The 17,105-nt window shown below is 57.7% G+C and carries 15 protein-coding genes and 2 pseudogenes; 7 read left to right on the forward strand and 10 right to left on the reverse strand.

What is annotated here, in order from left to right; genetic code table 11:
- The 4 genes and pseudogenes from AC2FND_RS02710 to AC2FND_RS02725 form a co-directional block, all read left to right on the forward strand.
- Positions 1-454 (forward strand): Lrp/AsnC family transcriptional regulator (locus AC2FND_RS02710; protein ID WP_496767751.1); only part of this gene is annotated, 454 nt, incomplete at its 5' end.
- Positions 455-484: 30 nt separating this feature from the next.
- Entirely contained in the window at positions 485-1,051 is a 567-nt protein-coding gene (locus AC2FND_RS02715) for a tetratricopeptide repeat protein (protein WP_496767753.1), read from the forward strand.
- A 198-nt stretch (positions 1,052-1,249) separates the two neighbouring features.
- A pseudogene (locus tag AC2FND_RS02720) lies at positions 1,250-1,453 on the forward strand (integrase core domain-containing protein); the annotation flags it as partial.
- 31 nt (positions 1,454-1,484) lie between these two features.
- Positions 1,485-1,661 (forward strand): annotated as a pseudogene (locus AC2FND_RS02725) (hypothetical protein); the annotation flags it as partial.
- Positions 1,662-1,666: 5 nt separating this feature from the next.
- Here AC2FND_RS02725 and AC2FND_RS02730 read toward each other — a convergent pair.
- Both AC2FND_RS02730 and gph read right to left on the reverse strand, forming a co-directional pair.
- Positions 1,667-3,370 carry a SulP family inorganic anion transporter gene (locus AC2FND_RS02730; RefSeq protein WP_496767754.1) on the reverse strand — a complete coding sequence of 568 codons (1,704 nt, stop codon included), beginning with the start codon at positions 3,368-3,370 and terminating at the stop codon, positions 1,667-1,669.
- 327 nt (positions 3,371-3,697) lie between these two features.
- Entirely contained in the window at positions 3,698-4,357 is a 660-nt protein-coding gene (gene gph, locus AC2FND_RS02735; protein ID WP_496767755.1) for a phosphoglycolate phosphatase, read from the reverse strand.
- 217 nt (positions 4,358-4,574) lie between these two features.
- Here gph and hemP point away from each other — a divergent pair, with 217 nt between their 5' ends.
- Both hemP and AC2FND_RS02745 read left to right on the forward strand, forming a co-directional pair.
- Positions 4,575-4,742, forward strand: coding sequence for a hemin uptake protein HemP (gene hemP / locus AC2FND_RS02740; protein ID WP_209504713.1), 168 nt, complete (start codon positions 4,575-4,577; stop codon positions 4,740-4,742).
- Positions 4,739-5,215 (forward strand): hypothetical protein, encoded by a 477-nt coding sequence (locus tag AC2FND_RS02745; RefSeq protein WP_496767756.1) that lies wholly within the window; start codon positions 4,739-4,741, stop codon positions 5,213-5,215. The genes hemP and AC2FND_RS02745 overlap by 4 nt, the downstream gene beginning before the upstream one ends.
- A 49-nt stretch (positions 5,216-5,264) precedes the next feature.
- On the opposite strand, the gene AC2FND_RS02750 is transcribed toward AC2FND_RS02745, so the two are convergent.
- From AC2FND_RS02750 to AC2FND_RS02785, 8 genes are all read right to left on the reverse strand, one after another.
- Positions 5,265-8,330, reverse strand: a complete 3,066-nt coding sequence (locus AC2FND_RS02750) for an aminotransferase class III-fold pyridoxal phosphate-dependent enzyme (protein WP_496767758.1) — start codon at positions 8,328-8,330, stop codon at positions 5,265-5,267.
- Positions 8,331-8,437: 107 nt separating this feature from the next.
- A complete protein-coding gene (locus AC2FND_RS02755; protein ID WP_480870102.1) occupies positions 8,438-9,310 on the reverse strand; it encodes an NAD(P)-dependent oxidoreductase in 873 nt (290 codons plus the stop codon).
- A gap of 101 nt (positions 9,311-9,411) precedes the next feature.
- Positions 9,412-9,801 carry a Cu(I)-responsive transcriptional regulator gene (cueR, locus tag AC2FND_RS02760; protein ID WP_209504709.1) on the reverse strand — a complete coding sequence of 130 codons (390 nt, stop codon included), beginning with the start codon at positions 9,799-9,801 and terminating at the stop codon, positions 9,412-9,414.
- Entirely contained in the window at positions 9,798-12,266 is a 2,469-nt protein-coding gene (locus AC2FND_RS02765; RefSeq protein ID WP_496767760.1) for a heavy metal translocating P-type ATPase, read from the reverse strand. The genes cueR and AC2FND_RS02765 overlap by 4 nt, the downstream gene beginning before the upstream one ends.
- Positions 12,267-12,345: 79 nt before the next feature.
- Positions 12,346-13,110, reverse strand: a complete 765-nt coding sequence (locus AC2FND_RS02770; RefSeq protein ID WP_496767762.1) for an SDR family NAD(P)-dependent oxidoreductase — start codon at positions 13,108-13,110, stop codon at positions 12,346-12,348.
- Complete coding sequence (locus AC2FND_RS02775) at positions 13,107-14,039, reverse strand: SDR family oxidoreductase (RefSeq protein ID WP_496767764.1); 933 nt, start codon at positions 14,037-14,039, stop codon at positions 13,107-13,109. The genes AC2FND_RS02770 and AC2FND_RS02775 overlap by 4 nt, the downstream gene beginning before the upstream one ends.
- The gene (locus AC2FND_RS02780) at positions 14,036-14,938 is read right to left on the reverse strand and encodes a bile acid:sodium symporter family protein (protein WP_496767766.1); all 903 of its coding nucleotides are present in this window, start codon (positions 14,936-14,938) and stop codon (positions 14,036-14,038) included. The genes AC2FND_RS02775 and AC2FND_RS02780 overlap by 4 nt, the downstream gene beginning before the upstream one ends.
- Positions 14,935-16,251, reverse strand: coding sequence for a flavin-containing monooxygenase (locus tag AC2FND_RS02785; RefSeq protein ID WP_496767768.1), 1,317 nt, complete (start codon positions 16,249-16,251; stop codon positions 14,935-14,937). Before AC2FND_RS02785 ends, AC2FND_RS02780 begins: the two co-directional genes overlap by 4 nt.
- 65 nt (positions 16,252-16,316) lie before the next feature.
- Here AC2FND_RS02785 and AC2FND_RS02790 point away from each other — a divergent pair, with 65 nt between their 5' ends.
- Positions 16,317-16,979 (forward strand): TetR/AcrR family transcriptional regulator, encoded by a 663-nt coding sequence (locus AC2FND_RS02790; RefSeq protein WP_496767770.1) that lies wholly within the window; start codon positions 16,317-16,319, stop codon positions 16,977-16,979.
- Positions 16,980-17,105: the final 126 nt, after the last annotated feature.

The raw sequence follows: 17,105 nt of genomic DNA on the forward strand, positions 1-17,105 counted from the left end.
CCGGTCGATTCTGAGAATTCTGGCCGAGGATGGGCGCATTTCGGTCGCCGATCTTGCGCGCGAAATCGGTTTATCTAAATCACCGACACAGGCGCGCCTGAAACGGCTTGAAGCAAGCGGGGTGATCAAAGGATACCGGGCGATGCTGGATCCGATCAGATTGGGGCTGGACCACGTTGCCTTTGTCGAGGTGCGCCTGGCCGATACCCGCGAAAAGGCACTGGCCGAGTTCAATGCGGCTGTCCGAAAAACTGCCGAGGTCGAGCAAGCCCATATGATCGCCTCGAACTTCGACTATTTGTTGAAGGTTCGCACGGCCACAATGTCGGAGTATCGCCGTGTTCTGGCTGAAAAGATTTCATCCTTGCCGCATGTCGCCAGCACTTCGACCTTTGTGGCGATGGAGGCGGTTAAGGAAACCGGCAGTTTGGGTGGGTTCGAGCATCAGGCTTGACGGATCAGGAATACGAACCATCCTTGGTGCATGACACACGGTTTCCTCGCTGCTCTTGCTGTTGTTGCCTTGTCCTGCACGGCGCACGCTCAGTCCTGCCCGACCGCTCCGGATCATTCGGAAAGTGTGGAAGCGCTAATCAATCAGGTTCAGAAGGCAGAATCGCAAAGTGATGCGCGCGCCATTTCCAGCCAGATGTGGGAGCTTTGGACCGACGCACCAGATGCGCGTGCGCAAGGCTTGCTGGACCGGGGAATGGCGCGGCGAGAGGCCTGGGATTTACAGGGCGCGTTGGACGAACTTGACCAACTAGTCGATTACTGCCCGAACTACGCCGAAGGCTATAATCAGCGCGCGTTTGTGAACTATCTCAGACAAGACTTCGCTGCTGCCTTGCAGGATCTGAATGTCACGATCGAGTTGTCGCCGAACCATATAGGCGCGCTGAGCGGGCGTGCCTTGTCATTGTTGGGTCTGAAGCGCCTTGACGATGCGCGCGCGGCACTTGCCGAAGCGCTAGAACTTAACCCATGGCTGTCAGAAAGGGCCTTGTTGGAACCTGGCGGTCTTTTGGAACCGCCCGGTCAAGATATCTGACATCAGGTCCTCGAAAGAACCGCAATGGGAAACCGAACCTATTTGCAAGCAAACTGGTCGTGTTGGACCCATCCGAGTTGTTCACTGGCTATCATATGGCATGACTACTGGCTGACGGACGCGTCTATCGACGCTGAGCATCATTGGCGAATACACCAGCGAGGCGCTGATGATCCGTGTCGATCGCAAGTTCAACTCAACCGATGCGCTGAATGCTTCAACGACCGGTTCCGGGATGAGCTGCTCAACGGTGAAATCTTCTACAGCCTAAGGAAGGCGCAAATCCTGATTGAGCAATGTCGTGTCCACTATCACTCCGTCAGGCCGCACAGCGCGTTGGGCTACCGCCGGCCTGCGCCCGAAAGCATCGTCCCGATAGACCAGAGGCCCACGGTGCAGTAACAAACAAACCGGACCACCCGAAAGGGGCACGCCGCCGAAGGCGCTGAAGGCGGCAATGCTGACCCTTCTTGAATATCCTGCCGAACACAATGTGGGCCACCTGTACAAAGCCAAACCCGATTTGGCGGCGCATTATAAATGCTGTGATCCAACCAACTCTTTCAATCCGGGGATAGGAAAGATGTCCAAGGCGCGAAACTACCGGTGACTATGTCACATGGGATTTGGGCGCGTGTGATAGGCATCCAGCAGAGCCTTGCCGTTTTCATAGAACGCAGTTTCGCCAACCAGTTCTGTGACACCGTAGCGATCCAGCTCGGCTTTCACATCTGGCTCGACCAGCGTGAAAACCAGCCGTATCCCCTTGGTTCGTAGGAAGCTGATTATACTGCGCAAAGTGAACCCGGCTGTGAAATCGACAACATCAATTGCCGAGGCGTCGATGCAGAACCATGTCAGTTTTCCGTCTGCGTTCTGAACGATTGTTGTGACTTCTTCTGTAAGTATTTGCATGTTCGCGTAGTACATACCGTGGGAAAACCGATAGATTACCAGACCGGGCTCGAACTGGTTTGGTGCTTCCAACCCCTTTGAACGCCAGCCACCGGACTCGGTGCGCAATACGACCGAATTCTTTGGGTGGTATCCCCGGCGCGTGTGGTCGACCAAAGACAAGACCATGGCAAAAACGACGCCTTGCTCGACCCCAACCAGAACGACCACGGTGGCGGTTGCCGTGGCAACCCAGAATTCAGACCGGGCCTGCCTGTAAATTGTTGTCATTCCATGCAGGTCGATCAGCTTGAGACCGATCAGGAAAACGATGGCCGACAATGCTGCTGTGGGCAGAAAGGCTAAAGGCTTGGTCAGGAACAGGATAACCAACAGGACTATTGCCACTGTTGTTAGTTGGGCCACCTGGCTGCGCCCTCCGGCGCTGGCGACCATCTCGGTCTTTGTTGGGCTGCCATTGACCACGAATGTCCCCGTGAAGGCCGCTCCGAAATTCGCAAGACCCAGTCCGATCAGATCGGTATTCTCATTGAACGTCTCGTTATATTTTGAGGCGTATGCCCGTGATGTGGCGGCGCTTTGTGCCAGAATAACTACGAAGATGGACAGGGCCGTGGGTAGCAGTTGTTTGAACAGGACCCAGTTCCACTGCACGTCCGGGATCGAGAACGAGGGCAAGCCGCCGGAAATCTCTCCCAATACTGAAATTCCGGAAGTGTCGAATGAAAAGGCCCAACTGCACAGGACTACCCCGACTATGGCGACCAATGGCCCAGGAATCTTGTGTGACAACCTTGCGCAACCTAAGACGGTGCCCAACACGGCTGATGAGACGATCACGGTCGGCCAGTTGACGTTGGATATGTTGAGATAGAGGTCCTTTAACCTGGCAAGTGTTCCGTGCCCAGCGGATTCGATCCCCAACAATCCAGGGATTTGACCCGTTGCAACCTGAATGCCCACGCCGGTCAGAAAGCCGACCAAAACCGTTCTGGACAGAAAATCGGCAAGAAACCCCAGCCCGATGACACGCGCAGCAATCAAAAGCATGCCAGCCATAAGCGCCAGCAAGGACGCCAGTGCCAGATACTCAGACGTTCCGGACATCGCCAAGCCCGCCAGTCCCGAGGCGGTGATGGCTGCTGTCGCCGAATCAGCGCCGACAACAAGGTGTCGGGACGATCCGAACAGCGCAAACAGAGCCATGGGAATCAGGATCGTATACAGCCCGGACATGACCGGAGTGCCGGCGATTTTGGTGTAACCCATGACTTCAGGGATCGCGAGGCAGGCAAAACTCAGACCAGCCAGCATTTCCGCCGGAAGGCGCGCGCGGTCAACAGGCAGAATGCCCTGCAGGATTTGCAGACGCGCCGCTCTAAGATTTCTGTCCTGTTTTTCCATGGGTTACCCTATACCCATTCAACCAGCGAACCGAATGTTCGAACCGTCAGGCTATCTTATAGGCAAATTATCACAGGTAAATTGGGTGGCTTGATTTGCTGTATTTCCCAGTTTTTAAGTTATTTTCGCCGAACTACGGGAATCCCCCAATTTCGCAAACTGCCGATCAGGGGTAAACATGACCTACCGTACTTACCACACACAAACACGGTATTTACTTTCCCCGATGAGGGGCTGGTCACACCCCCTCGGCCGGCCCCTCTTAACTTTTAGGGGTTCGCGAAGGCCCAACTCACTCGTTTGAAAACTGACATCGTGTGAACGTACTTAGTTTTGGATCAATTTGGCCACGAGTGTCGGCAGTGTTTCAGATGCACTGTAAGCAACGGTGTGCGGTATATTGGCCACCAGGGTTTTGCGGTACCCTTCCGTGAACAGCAGAAACGGTATCTTGGCGTTTACAGCTGTTTCTGCGTCGACCTCGCTGTCGCCGACATACAAGCGTGTGCCCGAGGTCCCAATTGCTTTGAAGCTTTCCAGCAGGTGGCCCGGATCCGGTTTGCGAATTGGCAATGTATCACCGCCGAAAACAACGTCGAAGAACCGGGATAGGTTGAGCGCCTCCAGCACGTGACGTGCGGGTGCTTCGGGTTTGTTGGTGCAGATACCAAGAACGCAACCCATCTGTTTCAGTGTTTCCAGGGCTTCGGGAACCCCGGGATAAGGCACTGTCGTTGCACTGACCGCCGCATTGTAGTGTTTCAGTGTCTGTTGCGTCAGTTCCGTGTGGCGGTCCATGGGCAAATCACAGTGTCGCATCAAACGCTCGACCAGTTTGGGAAGGCCATTGCCAACAAACCCTCTGATCACATCAACGGGTACAGGATCGTGACCGACGCCATTCAGCGTTTTATTGGCCGCTGCTGCCAGGTCCCCGACGCTGTCGACCAACGTTCCATCCAGATCAAAAACAACTGCTGCGGTCACGTTTTGCTTGCCTCTCAATACCTGTCTCAAGTCTTAACTCGTCGTTTTCAGGGGCGCAATCTGCTCAATGACGCCTGATTTGAAACAATGCTTGACATTTCTTACCAAAATAATCAGGTTTAATGTCAGAAACAGGAAGCCAACCCTCTCGGGTCAGCCAGATAAAACGAAACGCAACAGGTATGGCACCATGCCGACTAGCTCTGGAGATGCCCCGATGAACGTACAGAACCCGACCCCAACCCAAGGTTATGCTGTCTCGATGCTGCCTGCGCACAAGGCCGAGGATTTGACCAAGGGTGGCCACCTGGCCCATATCGAGTTGGGCGACCAATTGTATACCCTGCGCATCACCCGAGCAGGTAAACTGATCCTGACGAAATGAGCGCGCATTCAATGCGCGGCGGTGCCGCGGTCGGCCGTCTGGCGGACCTTGATCCAGTCGAAGCGGGTGCGGTGATGTATCTGCGGATGTGGAGCCAGGGCGAAAGTGGTCGCGCTGATGTCGCGAGCGATTTTTGCATAGCGCTGGGATCAGATTATGGGCGTGCCGCCATGCTGACGCTGGATCGTCTGTGTTCTCTTTGCGCAACGCATTGTCGACGCCCGTTAATCAGGCACGGTATGGGTTGTGCATGTCTGGGCGCGGATGAGAATTGTTTTGCCCAAATGGTTGCCGCCGCATCCGAAGGGGCACGCGAAGACGCGATGATGATGGCGTCACTGATCGTGCGCCCGGATTTTGCGCCTGCTCTGGCATCCTTGTCGGAGGAACTGGGCCTGACGCTCCGGCGTATGACAACGGGAAATGGGGTTCCGACAACAGGCCACGATACCCTCTCTGCCGTTTTGCATTGACTGTGCTTGCGGGTCGGTCAAACCCCGGCAATGCACCGGGGTTTATCCTTCAGCAGCACCCACATCCCGCGTGGTGATGGTCGTGATCGCAAACCGGGGCAGGGGTGAAGTCACCGATCTCGGACAGCACGTCCCTTAGGGCCCACAGGATCATGTCCACATCCTCGGCCTCAATCGTCAGCGGGGGGCGGATTTTCAGAATGTTGTCCTTTGGTCCCTCGCTGCCGATCAGAATACGGTGATCGCGCATCCGGTTTTTGACATAGCTGCAAATTTCGCTGCCTTCGCTTCCGTCAGGATTGATCAGCTCAACACCCAGAAACAGTCCCATACCCCGCACGTCGCCAACGCAACCAAAGTCGCCTTCGATCCGGCGCAGCCCCGCCATCAGGCGCTCACCCATCAGGCGGGCATTGTCCTGCAGGCCTTCGTCATCGACGATGTCCAATACTTCCTTGCCGATCCGGCAAGACAGAGTCGATCCGCCAAAGGTCGAGAAGAACTCGATCCCGTTGTTAAAGCTGTCGGCAATCGCCCGCGTCGTAACCAAAACGCCCAGAGGGTGCCCGTTACCAATGGGTTTACCCATCACCACGATATCGGGAAGCGCGCCTTGATGCTCAAAGCCAAAGTAATATTCACCCAGGCGACCCAGACCGGTCTGTACCTCATCTGCAATGCAGACACCCCCGGCGGCGCGGATTTTTTCATAAACCGCAGGCAGGTAGCCCTTGGGCGGAATAATCTGTCCACCGACAGACGGGAAAGTTTCGGCGATGAACCCGGCCAGACCCTGACCCCGGTCCTGCAAAGCCGCAATGGCCGGGTCCACAAGATCAGCAAATTTCTGCGCCCGATCCGCATCGTCACGCTTGAATGACCCGCGATAGTCATCAGCAACCTCAACCAGTTCAACCCAGTCGGCTTTCCCGATGCCGCCCGGTTTGTTGAACTTGTAGGCCGAGATCGCCACAGCCGCATTCGTATTGCCGTGATAGCCATGGTCTGGCGTCACGATCCCTTTGGCCCCGGTATGGGCGCGGGCAAGCCGCAGGGCCAGTTCGTTGGCTTCAGTTCCGGAATTGACGAAGAAACAGACCTCGAAGTGATCGGGCAGTTTAGACAGGATCTTGTCGGCAAAAGCTGTCTGTGCCGGATGCAGGTACCGTGTATTCGAGTTCATCCGCTTCAACTGGTCCGCTGCCACGGCCTGAATACGCGGATGCGCATGACCTACGTGCGGGACGTTGTTATAGGCGTCCAGATAGGGGCGGCCCCATTCGTCAATCAGGTGATGTTTCCACCCGCGTACGAGCATGACAGGGTCATCATAAGTCAGCGACAGGTTGCCGCCAAAGTGATCGCGGCGACCCTGCAGGATCGCCTGTTTGTCTGTGGGTTGGTAGAAAACCTTGTCATCCGGCAGGTTCAGTAAGGCCGCCGGGTTCGGGCAGACTGCGTGCCACAACTCCATCTCATCCGGATCGCCGACACCGGGCCAATCCGCCTCCATGCCATTGGTTGTCAGCGCCAGCTGGAAATGCACATGCGGTGCCCATCCGCCATTCTGGCTGGCGTCGCCCAACCGGGCGAACGCCGCCCCCTGTGCCACCGGATCGCCGGGTTTCAACCGGTCACAGCATTCCGGGTCCAGATGACCGTAGAGTGTATAGAACGGATCGCCCTCGGGTGTTTCATGGTGCAGGATAATCACCCCGCCGTAATCGAGGTGTCGATCTCGGTTCTCGACCACTTCGACCCGCCCGCTCATTGGTGCGTGCAGCACCGTCCCTGCGGGTGCAAACACATCCACCGCCAGATGCACTGTTCGCCGGTCCGAGGCTTTCCATGGCCCTTTGCGAAATCCTGGCTCGGCATAAATCAGGCGGGGTTCGTTGTAATAGCCCAGCCACAGCCCTTCGCCGTATTCTTCACCAACATGTGCGGCCTCGGCCAATGGCATGTGGAAAGGGTTCTGGGGCCACACACAATTTTCAACCGACAACGACCCCATAGGAACATCGCTTAGGTCCTGACCGAACAGTTGGGAAAACCGGCCGCGATGTTCTTGCAGATACGCATGGATGCGTTCTGCGCCGTCCACGACCGGCAGCCCGCACGCTGCCCGAAGACGCGCAGACATCAGTCCGCCGTTGACGGATGCATTCTCAAGAAACCGCCACGCAGGTGCCTGCGAGATTGTCACATATGGATCGTCCGGGTTTTCGACCGCCATCAGGGTCGAGTTGAGGACAGATACTGCCAGTCGCATCCGCAGCAGAGGCCAGATCAGGTCGATCTCCTCGGCTTGCAGTCGGTTTGCGGCATGGTACCCCCGTATGAGAGCAGTTAATGCCCGCTCGGGTCTGGCATGATCTAGCACCACATAGGCCCCGGCGATTGCAAGGTCACAGACGCGCGGTGCTGCACACATGTCACCCAGATCAATCAGGCCGGAAACCCGCCTCCGCTCGCCCAATTCGCCTTCAACCAGAACGTTATAATCATTGGCGTCGTTGTGAATGGCCTGTTTCGGCAGGCCCTCAAGCCTATCCGTGATCGCCGTGAATTCGTTGCAGATATCCCGAAGCAACGCCCGACGCGCGGGATCGCTGATGGCGCCCAGCTTGTCATTGATCCAACTCGCTTGCGTCAGGTCCCATTTGAAATCTGGGCGGTGCAAAGCTTCATGCTGAAACCCCTCCAGCGCGCGATCTGTTGCGCCCACAACACGACCCAATTTCAGGATCAGCTCTTCGGATTTCGGGTTCGCTTGTGCATAGCAGCGCCCGGGCAGGCGTTCCTGCAACCACACCAGCCGCGATTTCCCTTCGGAATCGGAAATTTCCGGCAGCGTCGCGCCGTTCAACGACGGGAATACCTTGGGAAACGGCAACCCCGGTGCTTCCGAGGCGATATGCGCAAGCGCTTCGATCTGAAGATCTACCAGACCCGCTTCGCACCCCGCGCGCATGACTTTCAGCACATAGTCTTGGCCATTTGTGGCCTGCGCCAGAAAGTTCAGATCATATTCGCCATCCAGCCGGGTCAACCGTGCGTCCAGCCCCCAGTTTTGGCGCAGCGCGTCCGCCCAGAAGTTCACCAAGTCGCTCATGTCTTTCTCCGTCCCGCTCATCCGGGACCCTCTTCATCTGGCCGAAAATATCCTCGGGGGTGAATTGGCCCAAAGGGACAAGAGGGGGCAGACAGCCCCCTGACCCCTCAATCCAAGGCACGCAAACGTTTGAACAGCGATGAGGTATCCCATCGCCCGCCGCCCAGTTTCTGCACGTCCTTGTAGAACTGATCGACCAGAGCGGTCACCGGCAGAGACGCACCGGTCTCATTGGCGGTATCCAGACAAATCCCCAGATCCTTGCGCATCCAGTCGACAGCAAAGCCATGTTCGAATTGATCATTCAGCATGGTTTCATACCGGTTTGCCATCTGCCAGCTGCCTGCCGCACCCTGGCTGATCACCTCAACAACAGCCTTTCCGTCTAAGCCCGCTTTTTCGGCAAAGTGCAATGCTTCACTGAGACCCTGAACCAGACCGGCAATCGCGATCTGGTTGCACATCTTGGTCATCTGGCCCGCGCCGCTGGCTCCGAGGCGACGGCAGATTTTGGAATAGACGTTCATAACCGGCTCAGCCGCATCGTAAGCTGTCTGGTCGCCGCCACACATAATTGAGAGAACGCCGTTTTCAGCGCCGGCCTGACCGCCCGAAACCGGGGCGTCCACAAAAGCGATACCCTGAGATAGGCCAGCAGCGTAAAGCTCGCGCGTGACCTTTGCTGAAACCGTCGTATGGTCGACAAAAATGGCCCCGTTGGACATTCCCTGAAACGCGCCATCCTCTCCGGTGCAAACCGCGCGAAGGTCGTCGTCATTGCCGACGCAGGCCATGACAAACTCAGCACCCTTGACGGCGCCTTTCGGAGTGGTCGCCATTGCGCCGCCATGCTGCGCGACCCAGGCCTCGGCCTTGGTGGTCGTACGGTTGTAAACGGTGACGTCATGGCCTGCGGTTTGCAGATGTCCGGCCATGGGATAGCCCATGACACCAAGGCCAAGGAACGCGACTTTTGCCATTTTGTGATCCTCTCCGCTGTTCGGTCGGCTTCCGCGAAACAGGCCTGACCAAAATCTCTGGCGAAGACAAAGCAAAGCTGCGCCCAAAGGGCAACCCCAAGTCAGCCTTTCCCACCCAGATCCCGCAGGATCGGGCAATCGGGCCGGTCGTCCCCGGCGCAGGCGTCGATCAGGTGGCTTAGCGTATCGCGCATGGCGTTCAGGTCTGCGATCTTGGTTTCGATCTGAACAAGATGGTCGCGTGCAACTTGTTTCACGTCGGCACTGGCACGGGTTTCATCTTCGTAGAGCGCCAGCAGGGTCCGGCAATCCTCGATGGTGAACCCAAGCGCCCTGGCGCGGCCCAGAAAATTCAGCTTATGCACGTCCTGGTCGCGAAACCGGCGATAGCCATTGTCGTCGCGCATCGGTTTGATCAGGTTGATGTCCTCATAATACCGGATCGTCTTGGCGGGCAGGCCGGTGCGGGCGGAAACATCTCCGATGTTCATGCGTGCACCTCTTTGGTGGCCGTACCTGATGTTTCCGGCACGCTGGCGCGAATACGGCGCAGGCGCAGCGCGTTTGAGACCACAAAAACGCTCGACAGTGCCATTGCGCCAGCTGCCAGTGCAGGGGACAGCAGATAGCCGCCAAACGGGTACAGCGCACCGGCAGCCACCGGTATCAGTAGGACATTGTATCCGAAGGCCCAGCCTAAATTCTGGCGAATATTCTTCATTGTCCGGCGACTGATCTCGGTCGCATTTGCGACACCACGCAGATCACCAGACATGAGGACAACGTCGGCTGTTTCGATGGCTACATCCGTTCCGGTTCCGATGGCGATGCCGATATCAGCCGCCGCCAGAGCGGGGGCGTCGTTGATCCCGTCACCGACAAAGGCCAGCACTCCGAACCGGTCCCGCAAGGCCGTGATTGCGTCTACCTTGCCATCAGGCAGTACCTCGGCAGTGACATGATCAATCCCCAGCCGGTCGGCCAGAGCCTGCGCCGTGCGCGCGTTGTCACCGGTGATCATGGCCACGGTCAAACCCATCTGGTGCAACCGTTTCAGCGCCTCCACTGTGCCGGGCTTGATCGGGTCGGAAACGGACAACGTGGCCGCCGCCTGCCCATCCAGAGCGACGAACAGAGGGGTTGCCCCTTGGGCGGCACGCGCTTCGGCCTCATCCGCCAGGGGTCCAAGTGTAATCCCACGCTGCTGCATCAGTCGGTGCGACCCGATCAATACGTCGCGGCCTTCGGCCAACCCTTGCAGGCCGAGCCCGGTAAGCGAACGGACATCCGATGCCTCTGGCAGTGTCGAGGGGCCCGCGCGGGTGATGGCGGATGCGATCGGGTGTTCCGACCGTGCCTCAAGGGCTGCGGCCAGTCGCAAAACCTCCTCCCGGTCAAACCCCTTCGCCGTTGTCACGCTGTCCAGTTCGGGGCGTCCCAGCGTCAGGGTTCCGGTCTTGTCCAACGCGATGACGCGCGCCTGCTGAAGCTGTTGCAACGCATCACCCTTGCGGAACAAAACCCCGAGTTCTGCCGCCCGCCCGGTGCCCACCATGATCGAGGTTGGGGTCGCCAACCCCATTGCGCAGGGGCAGGCGATGATCAGAACTGAAACACCCGCGACAAGCGCCAGAGGAAGGGCCGGGCTGGGGCCGAAGATCAACCAGAGCGCGACGGTGATCACTGCAACTGCGATGACCGCAGGAACAAAGCGATAGGTAATCCGATCCACCAGACCCTGGATCGGCAGCTTCGCGCCCTGCGCCTGCTGCACCATACGAATGATCTGTGCCAGAGCCGTGTCGCCGCCGACGCGGGTGGCGCTTACTCGTAAAGCGCCGGTGCCATTGACAGTACCACCGACAACAGGCGCGCCAACCGACTTGCCAACGGGTACAGGCTCGCCCGTGATCATGCTTTCATCGACGTAAGAGGTACCTTCGACCACTTCGGCATCCACCGGTACACGCTCGCCGGGGCGGATGTGCAGGATATCTCCGACAACAATTTCGGCGATTGGCCGGTCCTGTATCTGTCCATCCAGTTCGACCCGCGCGGTTTTTGGTTGCAAACCCACCAGTTTTCGGATCGCAGCACCTGTTTTGCCTTTGGCACGCGCCTCCATCAATCGGCCGAGAAGGATCAGAACCACGATCACCGCGGCCGCTTCGAAATAGACATTGGCGGTACCTTGCGGCAGCAGGCCGGGCGCGAATGTGGCCGTGACCGAATACAGATAAGCTGCGCCGGTCCCAAGCACTACCAACGCGTTCATGTCCGGCGTGCCCTGCAACAGCGACGGGATTCCTTTGCGGTAAAACACACGGCCCGGTCCGATCAGCAAAGCCGAGGTCAGGGCAAACTGAATCAGATGGCTCGTCTGCGTTCCAATGGTCGCCTGTATCCAATGGTGGAAGACGGGGATCATGTGCCCGCCCATCTCAAGAATGAATACGGGCAGGGCTAGTGCCGCTGCCAGTATTGTGGAACGGACCAGCCGCTGAATTTCATCGTCTTCCCGGCTTTCTGGTTCCGCAACGCCTTGGATACGCGCGGGGTATCCAATTTCGGTAACAACCTGGGCCAGCGCCTCGGGTGTAGTTGCCGCTATAGCATAAGTTACCGTGGCCGTCCGAGTTGCCAGATTGACCTGTGCTTCGATCACACCAGCGGTGGATGCCAACGCGCGCTCGATCTTGCCAACGCAGGATGCGCAGTTCATGCCCTCGATACTCAGATCCGCTTCACTAGTTTCAGCCGGATAGCCAGCTGCATCCAGCGCCGCTGTCAGTGCCGAGACCGGCCCGTCAAATGCCACCTGCGCTGTTTTGGTCGCGAAATTGACCGAGGCCGCATCAACACCAGACACATCACGCAGTGCAGCCTCGACACGGCCCACACAGGATGCGCATCCCATGCCGGTGATTTTCAGTTCTGTCAGTGCTTCTTGCGCCATGCGACTCATCCCAAGTGGTTTTCTGCCCTCCAGATGGGGGTTCCAGTGACGGGAAGGTCAAGGGGGTCGCGGCGAAATTCTACGACCCGGGCCCGCGCATGTTACGCTCCATTAAGCGCTGATACTGGCGTGGTGACAGTCGGTTGAACCACCACGATATGTGTGCAACGCGACCGACCGGGATCATGGGCTGCGATTTGTCCAGTCCGCGCAGGATCGCCATGGCGGCACTCTCGGGGCTCATTTCGTCCATTCCGTCCTTGGCCGATCCGGGGCGCGCGGTTCCATCGGGTTGCTCCATTGCGTTGCCGGGGTTGGTGGCCACAAAAGACGGCGCTGCAATCTGAACCTGAACGCCATGTGGCTTTTCTTCGGATCGAAGCGATTTGAAAAAACCCTCAAGCGCGTGTTTCGAGGCAGCATAAGCCGTGCGATGGCAGAGCGGAGCGAAACCAGCCACCGACGAGATAGCCAGATGCGTTCCCTTTGACGCGCGGAGAGGCTGCAAGAATACGCGGGCCATTTCAACGGCTGCGAAATAGTTGACTTCGAACAATGCACGGTGACTGGCCGCGTCAGCCTGATCAAACCCCCGAATTTGAGTAACCCCGGCGTTGTAGATGACCAGATCAATACTGTCGCTGGACGTGATCGCCCTTTGAGCCGCGTTGGCAAGCTGTTCGGGGTCAGTCAGATCACAGGCAATTGGCAGTTGGTTCGGTTCTGTTTGCAGATCGGACACATCAAGGTCCAACAGCACCACCCGCCACCCACGGGCTTGCAGTGCACGGCTCAAAGCTTGTCCCAAACCGCCCGCACCGCCAGAGATGACTGCGGTCTTCATAACCCGGCCTGCCGTTGCCAGAGCGCAAAAACCTCGGCGCTGGATTTTTCGGGCACATAGCCGAATTCAGATTTCAGGGCGGAATTATCCAGAACTGGCCGATATTGAAGGAACCGTACCTGTTCCGGCCCATAGCGAGATAAACCCAGTGGGCGCGCCACGGCTAGGGCCGCTTTCAGCACCCATGCGGGCAGACGCAGAACCGGTTTTCCCATAGCGTAGGCCATGTCGGTCACGCCCATCGTTCCGTCACCGGCGACGTTGTATATCCCGGCTGGCCCGTCGGTTGCTGCGCGCTGAAGGATGCGTGCCAGATCCTGGGTCCAGATAAAGACAAACGGGCTTTCGCTGCGGGACACCGCCAGCAAACGGGGTTTGCGAAACAGGGCGGTGATCTGGTTTTCGGTTCCAGCCCCCAGAACCGTTCCAACGCGCAGAACAACCTGCTCAAGATCCGGGGCGGCACTGCGGGCTTCGGCCAAAATCTCTTCGACCTGACGCTTGTGATCTGAATAGGGAAACTCGGGGTTGCCGCGCAATGGGTCGTCTTCGCGCAACGGCACAGGACTGTCTGCATGATATCCATAAGCGGCACCGGAAGACGTAACGACCAATCTGCGCACCCCGTTTGCGATAGCGGCATTCACCACATTGCGCGTGCCTTCGACATCGACAGCATAGGCTGTCGCGCGCCCCATCTTCGGTGGCGGCGTCACGACAGAAGCCAGATGCACGATCACATCCGGTTTCACATTGCCAATCACACGTGCAGGAGCGTCGGTTGTAACATCCATGGTCAAAAATGAGACGTCTTCCGGCAGGTTATCCGGGCGTTTCAAATCGGTTGCAAAGACCTTGTGCCCCACAAGTTCGGGTAACAGCGCTTGCCCGACCATCCCGGCAGCGCCGGTTATCAGGATGCGGGTCATCGCGCAGCCTCGGTTCGCGCCATGACCGACGCCAAAGCCAGGCCCGAGATAGCGTGCCATACTCCCCAGAATGCAGCGACCACGGCCATGCCGCCCAGACCGTTGAAGAATGCAAAGATCAGGACGAGCCCAAGTCCGGAGTTCTGAATTCCTGTCTCAATGGTGATGGCGCGGCGATCAAAGGGGGACAGCCGGGTCAGAGTGGCCACAACCCAACCGACCCCCAGCGCCAGGGCGTTGTGAAGGATCACAAGCCCGGCAACAGCCCCGGCAAACCCAAGGAAAAACCCCCAGTTGGCAGCCAGAGCAAGTACGATAAACCCAGCAAAGATACCCATCGACAGAAGTTGCAGCGGTGCGCGTAAACGTGCCGTCAAGGCGGGGAGGCGTTGATTCAGCGTAATTCCCAGAACCAACGGCAGGATCAACATCAGACCGACCAGGATCGCGATCTGCATTGGGTCGATCTGGGTCTGTTGCAGGATTGCGCGGGTTGGTTGGTAAAGCCCGCCCCAAAGCGCAATATTGAAAGGTGTCATAAAGATCGCACAGATGGTGGCGAAGGCTGTCATCGACACCGAAAGCGCTGCATTTCCGCCCGCGCGGTGGGTAATGAAGTTCGAGATATTGCCCCCTGGGCAAGCCGCCACAAGGATCAGGCCAAGCGCAATTGATGGTTGCGGTGCTGCAATCCACACCATCACAAAGGTCAGTGCTGGCAGGACGACGAGTTGTGAAAACAATCCGACAATCACAGGTTTGGGTGCGCGCCTTAACCGGTCAAAATCCCGAGGCGTCAGGTCGATGGCAATCGAGAACATCACGATTGCCAGAATAGCATTCAACAGCGTCAGAGACGCCGGACTGAAATTCAGTGTGATCTGGTCAATATCAATCATGCGGCGGCCTTCCGCAGCCGGTCGATCCAGCCGGTGACAGCCCTTCTGTAGGTATTCTTATCAACGTAATAGGCCATGCGGGGCAGGTCGATATAGTTCATACCTCCGGTGGCGCGCGTATAGTCTTTTTGCTTTTCTTCGTGCAGATCGGCTGCCACGGGGCAGCCGTTTCGAAGCCCCTTAATGTAGCGCGCCACCATCTCGGCTTGCTCGTGCCTGCCCTGCCAGCCCAGGCCCGTGGCCTCGACCATGCCCAGCACGAACAGATCGTCCCGTTCGGGATGTATCGTGTTCAAATACAGATGCGGGGCATCGCCGCGCCAGTTCAGCAGGTCCTTGTCGATAAACGGGTAGTGCAGTTTATATCCGGTCGCGGCGAGGATCATGTCATAGTCGTCGCAGGAGCCGTCCTTGAAATGCACGGTGCGGCCTTCCAGCCGGTCGATATCCGGGCGAATGCTCAGATCGCCATGACCTGCGTGATACAGAACCAGTGAATTCACTACGGGGTGACTTTCGTACAGCTTGTAATCCGGTTTGGGAAAGCCGTATTTCTGCGGATCACCGACAAACCAGCCAAGGATCAGGCTGTCGACCTTACGCTTCAGCCACATCGGCAGACGGATCTTTCCGCCCATTGTGTCAGCGGGTTTGCCAAAGACGTGTTTCGGAACGAAATAATACCCGCGCCGCATCGACAGATCGCAGCGTTTCGCGTGATGGATGGCGTCGACTGCGATGTCACAGCCGGAATTGCCTGCGCCCACGACCAGCACACGCTTGCCGTCGAATTGGCTTGGGTACCGGTATTGCGAGGCATGGATCAACTCGCCGTCAAATGTACCTGGAAAGCTGGGTACATTCGGTTCCGACAGGGTGCCGTTCGCAATGAGTACGCCGGCATATTCGGCCTGATGGTCGCCATCCTCATCCCGCCAGCTCACGCGCCAACCGTCACCCGGATTGCCCAGCGGAGTGATCTGAGTGACTTCCGCGTTGAATCTGAAACTATCACGCAACCCGAAACGATCCGCAAATGCGCGGAAATAGTCGCGCATCGCCCGGTGCGAGGGGTACTCGGCGACCGCGTCATCCATGGGGAAATCTGCAAATTCGGTCATGCGTTTGGACGAGATCAGGTGCGCTGACTCGTACATGGTTGATCTTGGGGCATCGATGTCCCACAGACCGCCCACATCCGAATGCAATTCAAACCCCTGGAATGCGATCCCCTGTTCTTTCAGCACCTTGGCCGCGGCCAAACCCATTGGCCCCGCCCCGATCAGGGCGAATGCGTCGCGCGTTTCTGTCATGAACCCTCCCAAAGTTCGTGAGGTTTAAATTGAACGAACGACCAAAATAAGGCAAGATGAATTTCATGACGCTGAAAAACGTAGATAAACCAAGACAAAGGGCACCGTCCAAGCGGTCTTTGGAAACCAAAGCGCGGATCATGAATGCGGCCGAATCCGTCTTTGCCGAACGCGGATTCGAAGGCGCGTCAATCCGCGATATCGCTGCGCTTGCAGGCGTTCAGGTTGGCCTTGTTCATCACCATGGCGGCGGCAAGGAGGAGCTGTTTTTTCGAGCGATCGAACGCCGTGCGGGCAAGCTGGCACAAATCAGAACCGATGCGCTGGCCAAAGCAAGAAAAGCAGGCCCGCTAACATTGCGCAGCATTCTGGACAGTTTTATCCGGCCTTATGTGGAACTGGCAGAAACAGGCGGTTCGGGATGGATGGCGTATGGGCGCCTCGTGGCGCATGTCTCGGTCGATCCCCGCTGGCGCGATATCGCGGCTGAGTGTTTCGACCCGACCGCCCGGCTTTTTATCGACGAAATCGCTGCGCTTTATCCGGATGTTGACCCTGCGCTGCTGGCCAGCGGCCAGGTCTATTCAGTTTCGGCAATGCTGGCGCATCTCAACAGTGGCTGGCGGGTCGGGGCCCTGTCGCAAGGCGGCGGAGTGTCGGAGGCGGAACGCCTGATCGATTTTTGTGCAGCCGGTATCGAAGCGATGGTTCAGACCAGTCGTGGTTGAACGCGCGGCATTGCTATTGCTGCAAATGGTTGAACAGGATGGTGCTGAACACAGAAGGTGGTGACGTTCGGACGGCGCTGGGTGAGACAAAAAAACCGAACATCATGATCATAAGGATCAGGGCCG

The organism is Ruegeria sp. BHSB056, assembly GCF_059613305.1.

Coding starts and splice junctions, on each gene's coding strand:
- AC2FND_RS02715 (WP_496767753.1), top strand. CDS start 485: ATGACACACGGTTTCCTCGCTGCTCTTGCTGTTGTTGCCTTGTCCTGC.
- AC2FND_RS02730 (WP_496767754.1), bottom strand. CDS start 3,370: ATGGAAAAACAGGACAGAAATCTTAGAGCGGCGCGTCTGCAAATCCTG.
- hemP (WP_209504713.1), top strand. CDS start 4,575: ATGAACGTACAGAACCCGACCCCAACCCAAGGTTATGCTGTCTCGATG.
- AC2FND_RS02745 (WP_496767756.1), top strand. CDS start 4,739: ATGAGCGCGCATTCAATGCGCGGCGGTGCCGCGGTCGGCCGTCTGGCG.
- AC2FND_RS02750 (WP_496767758.1), bottom strand. CDS start 8,330: ATGAGCGACTTGGTGAACTTCTGGGCGGACGCGCTGCGCCAAAACTGG.
- AC2FND_RS02755 (WP_480870102.1), bottom strand. CDS start 9,310: ATGGCAAAAGTCGCGTTCCTTGGCCTTGGTGTCATGGGCTATCCCATG.
- cueR (WP_209504709.1), bottom strand. CDS start 9,801: ATGAACATCGGAGATGTTTCCGCCCGCACCGGCCTGCCCGCCAAGACG.
- AC2FND_RS02765 (WP_496767760.1), bottom strand. CDS start 12,266: ATGGCGCAAGAAGCACTGACAGAACTGAAAATCACCGGCATGGGATGC.
- AC2FND_RS02770 (WP_496767762.1), bottom strand. CDS start 13,110: ATGAAGACCGCAGTCATCTCTGGCGGTGCGGGCGGTTTGGGACAAGCT.
- AC2FND_RS02775 (WP_496767764.1), bottom strand. CDS start 14,039: ATGACCCGCATCCTGATAACCGGCGCTGCCGGGATGGTCGGGCAAGCG.
- AC2FND_RS02780 (WP_496767766.1), bottom strand. CDS start 14,938: ATGATTGATATTGACCAGATCACACTGAATTTCAGTCCGGCGTCTCTG.
- AC2FND_RS02785 (WP_496767768.1), bottom strand. CDS start 16,251: ATGACAGAAACGCGCGACGCATTCGCCCTGATCGGGGCGGGGCCAATG.
- AC2FND_RS02790 (WP_496767770.1), top strand. CDS start 16,317: ATGACGCTGAAAAACGTAGATAAACCAAGACAAAGGGCACCGTCCAAG.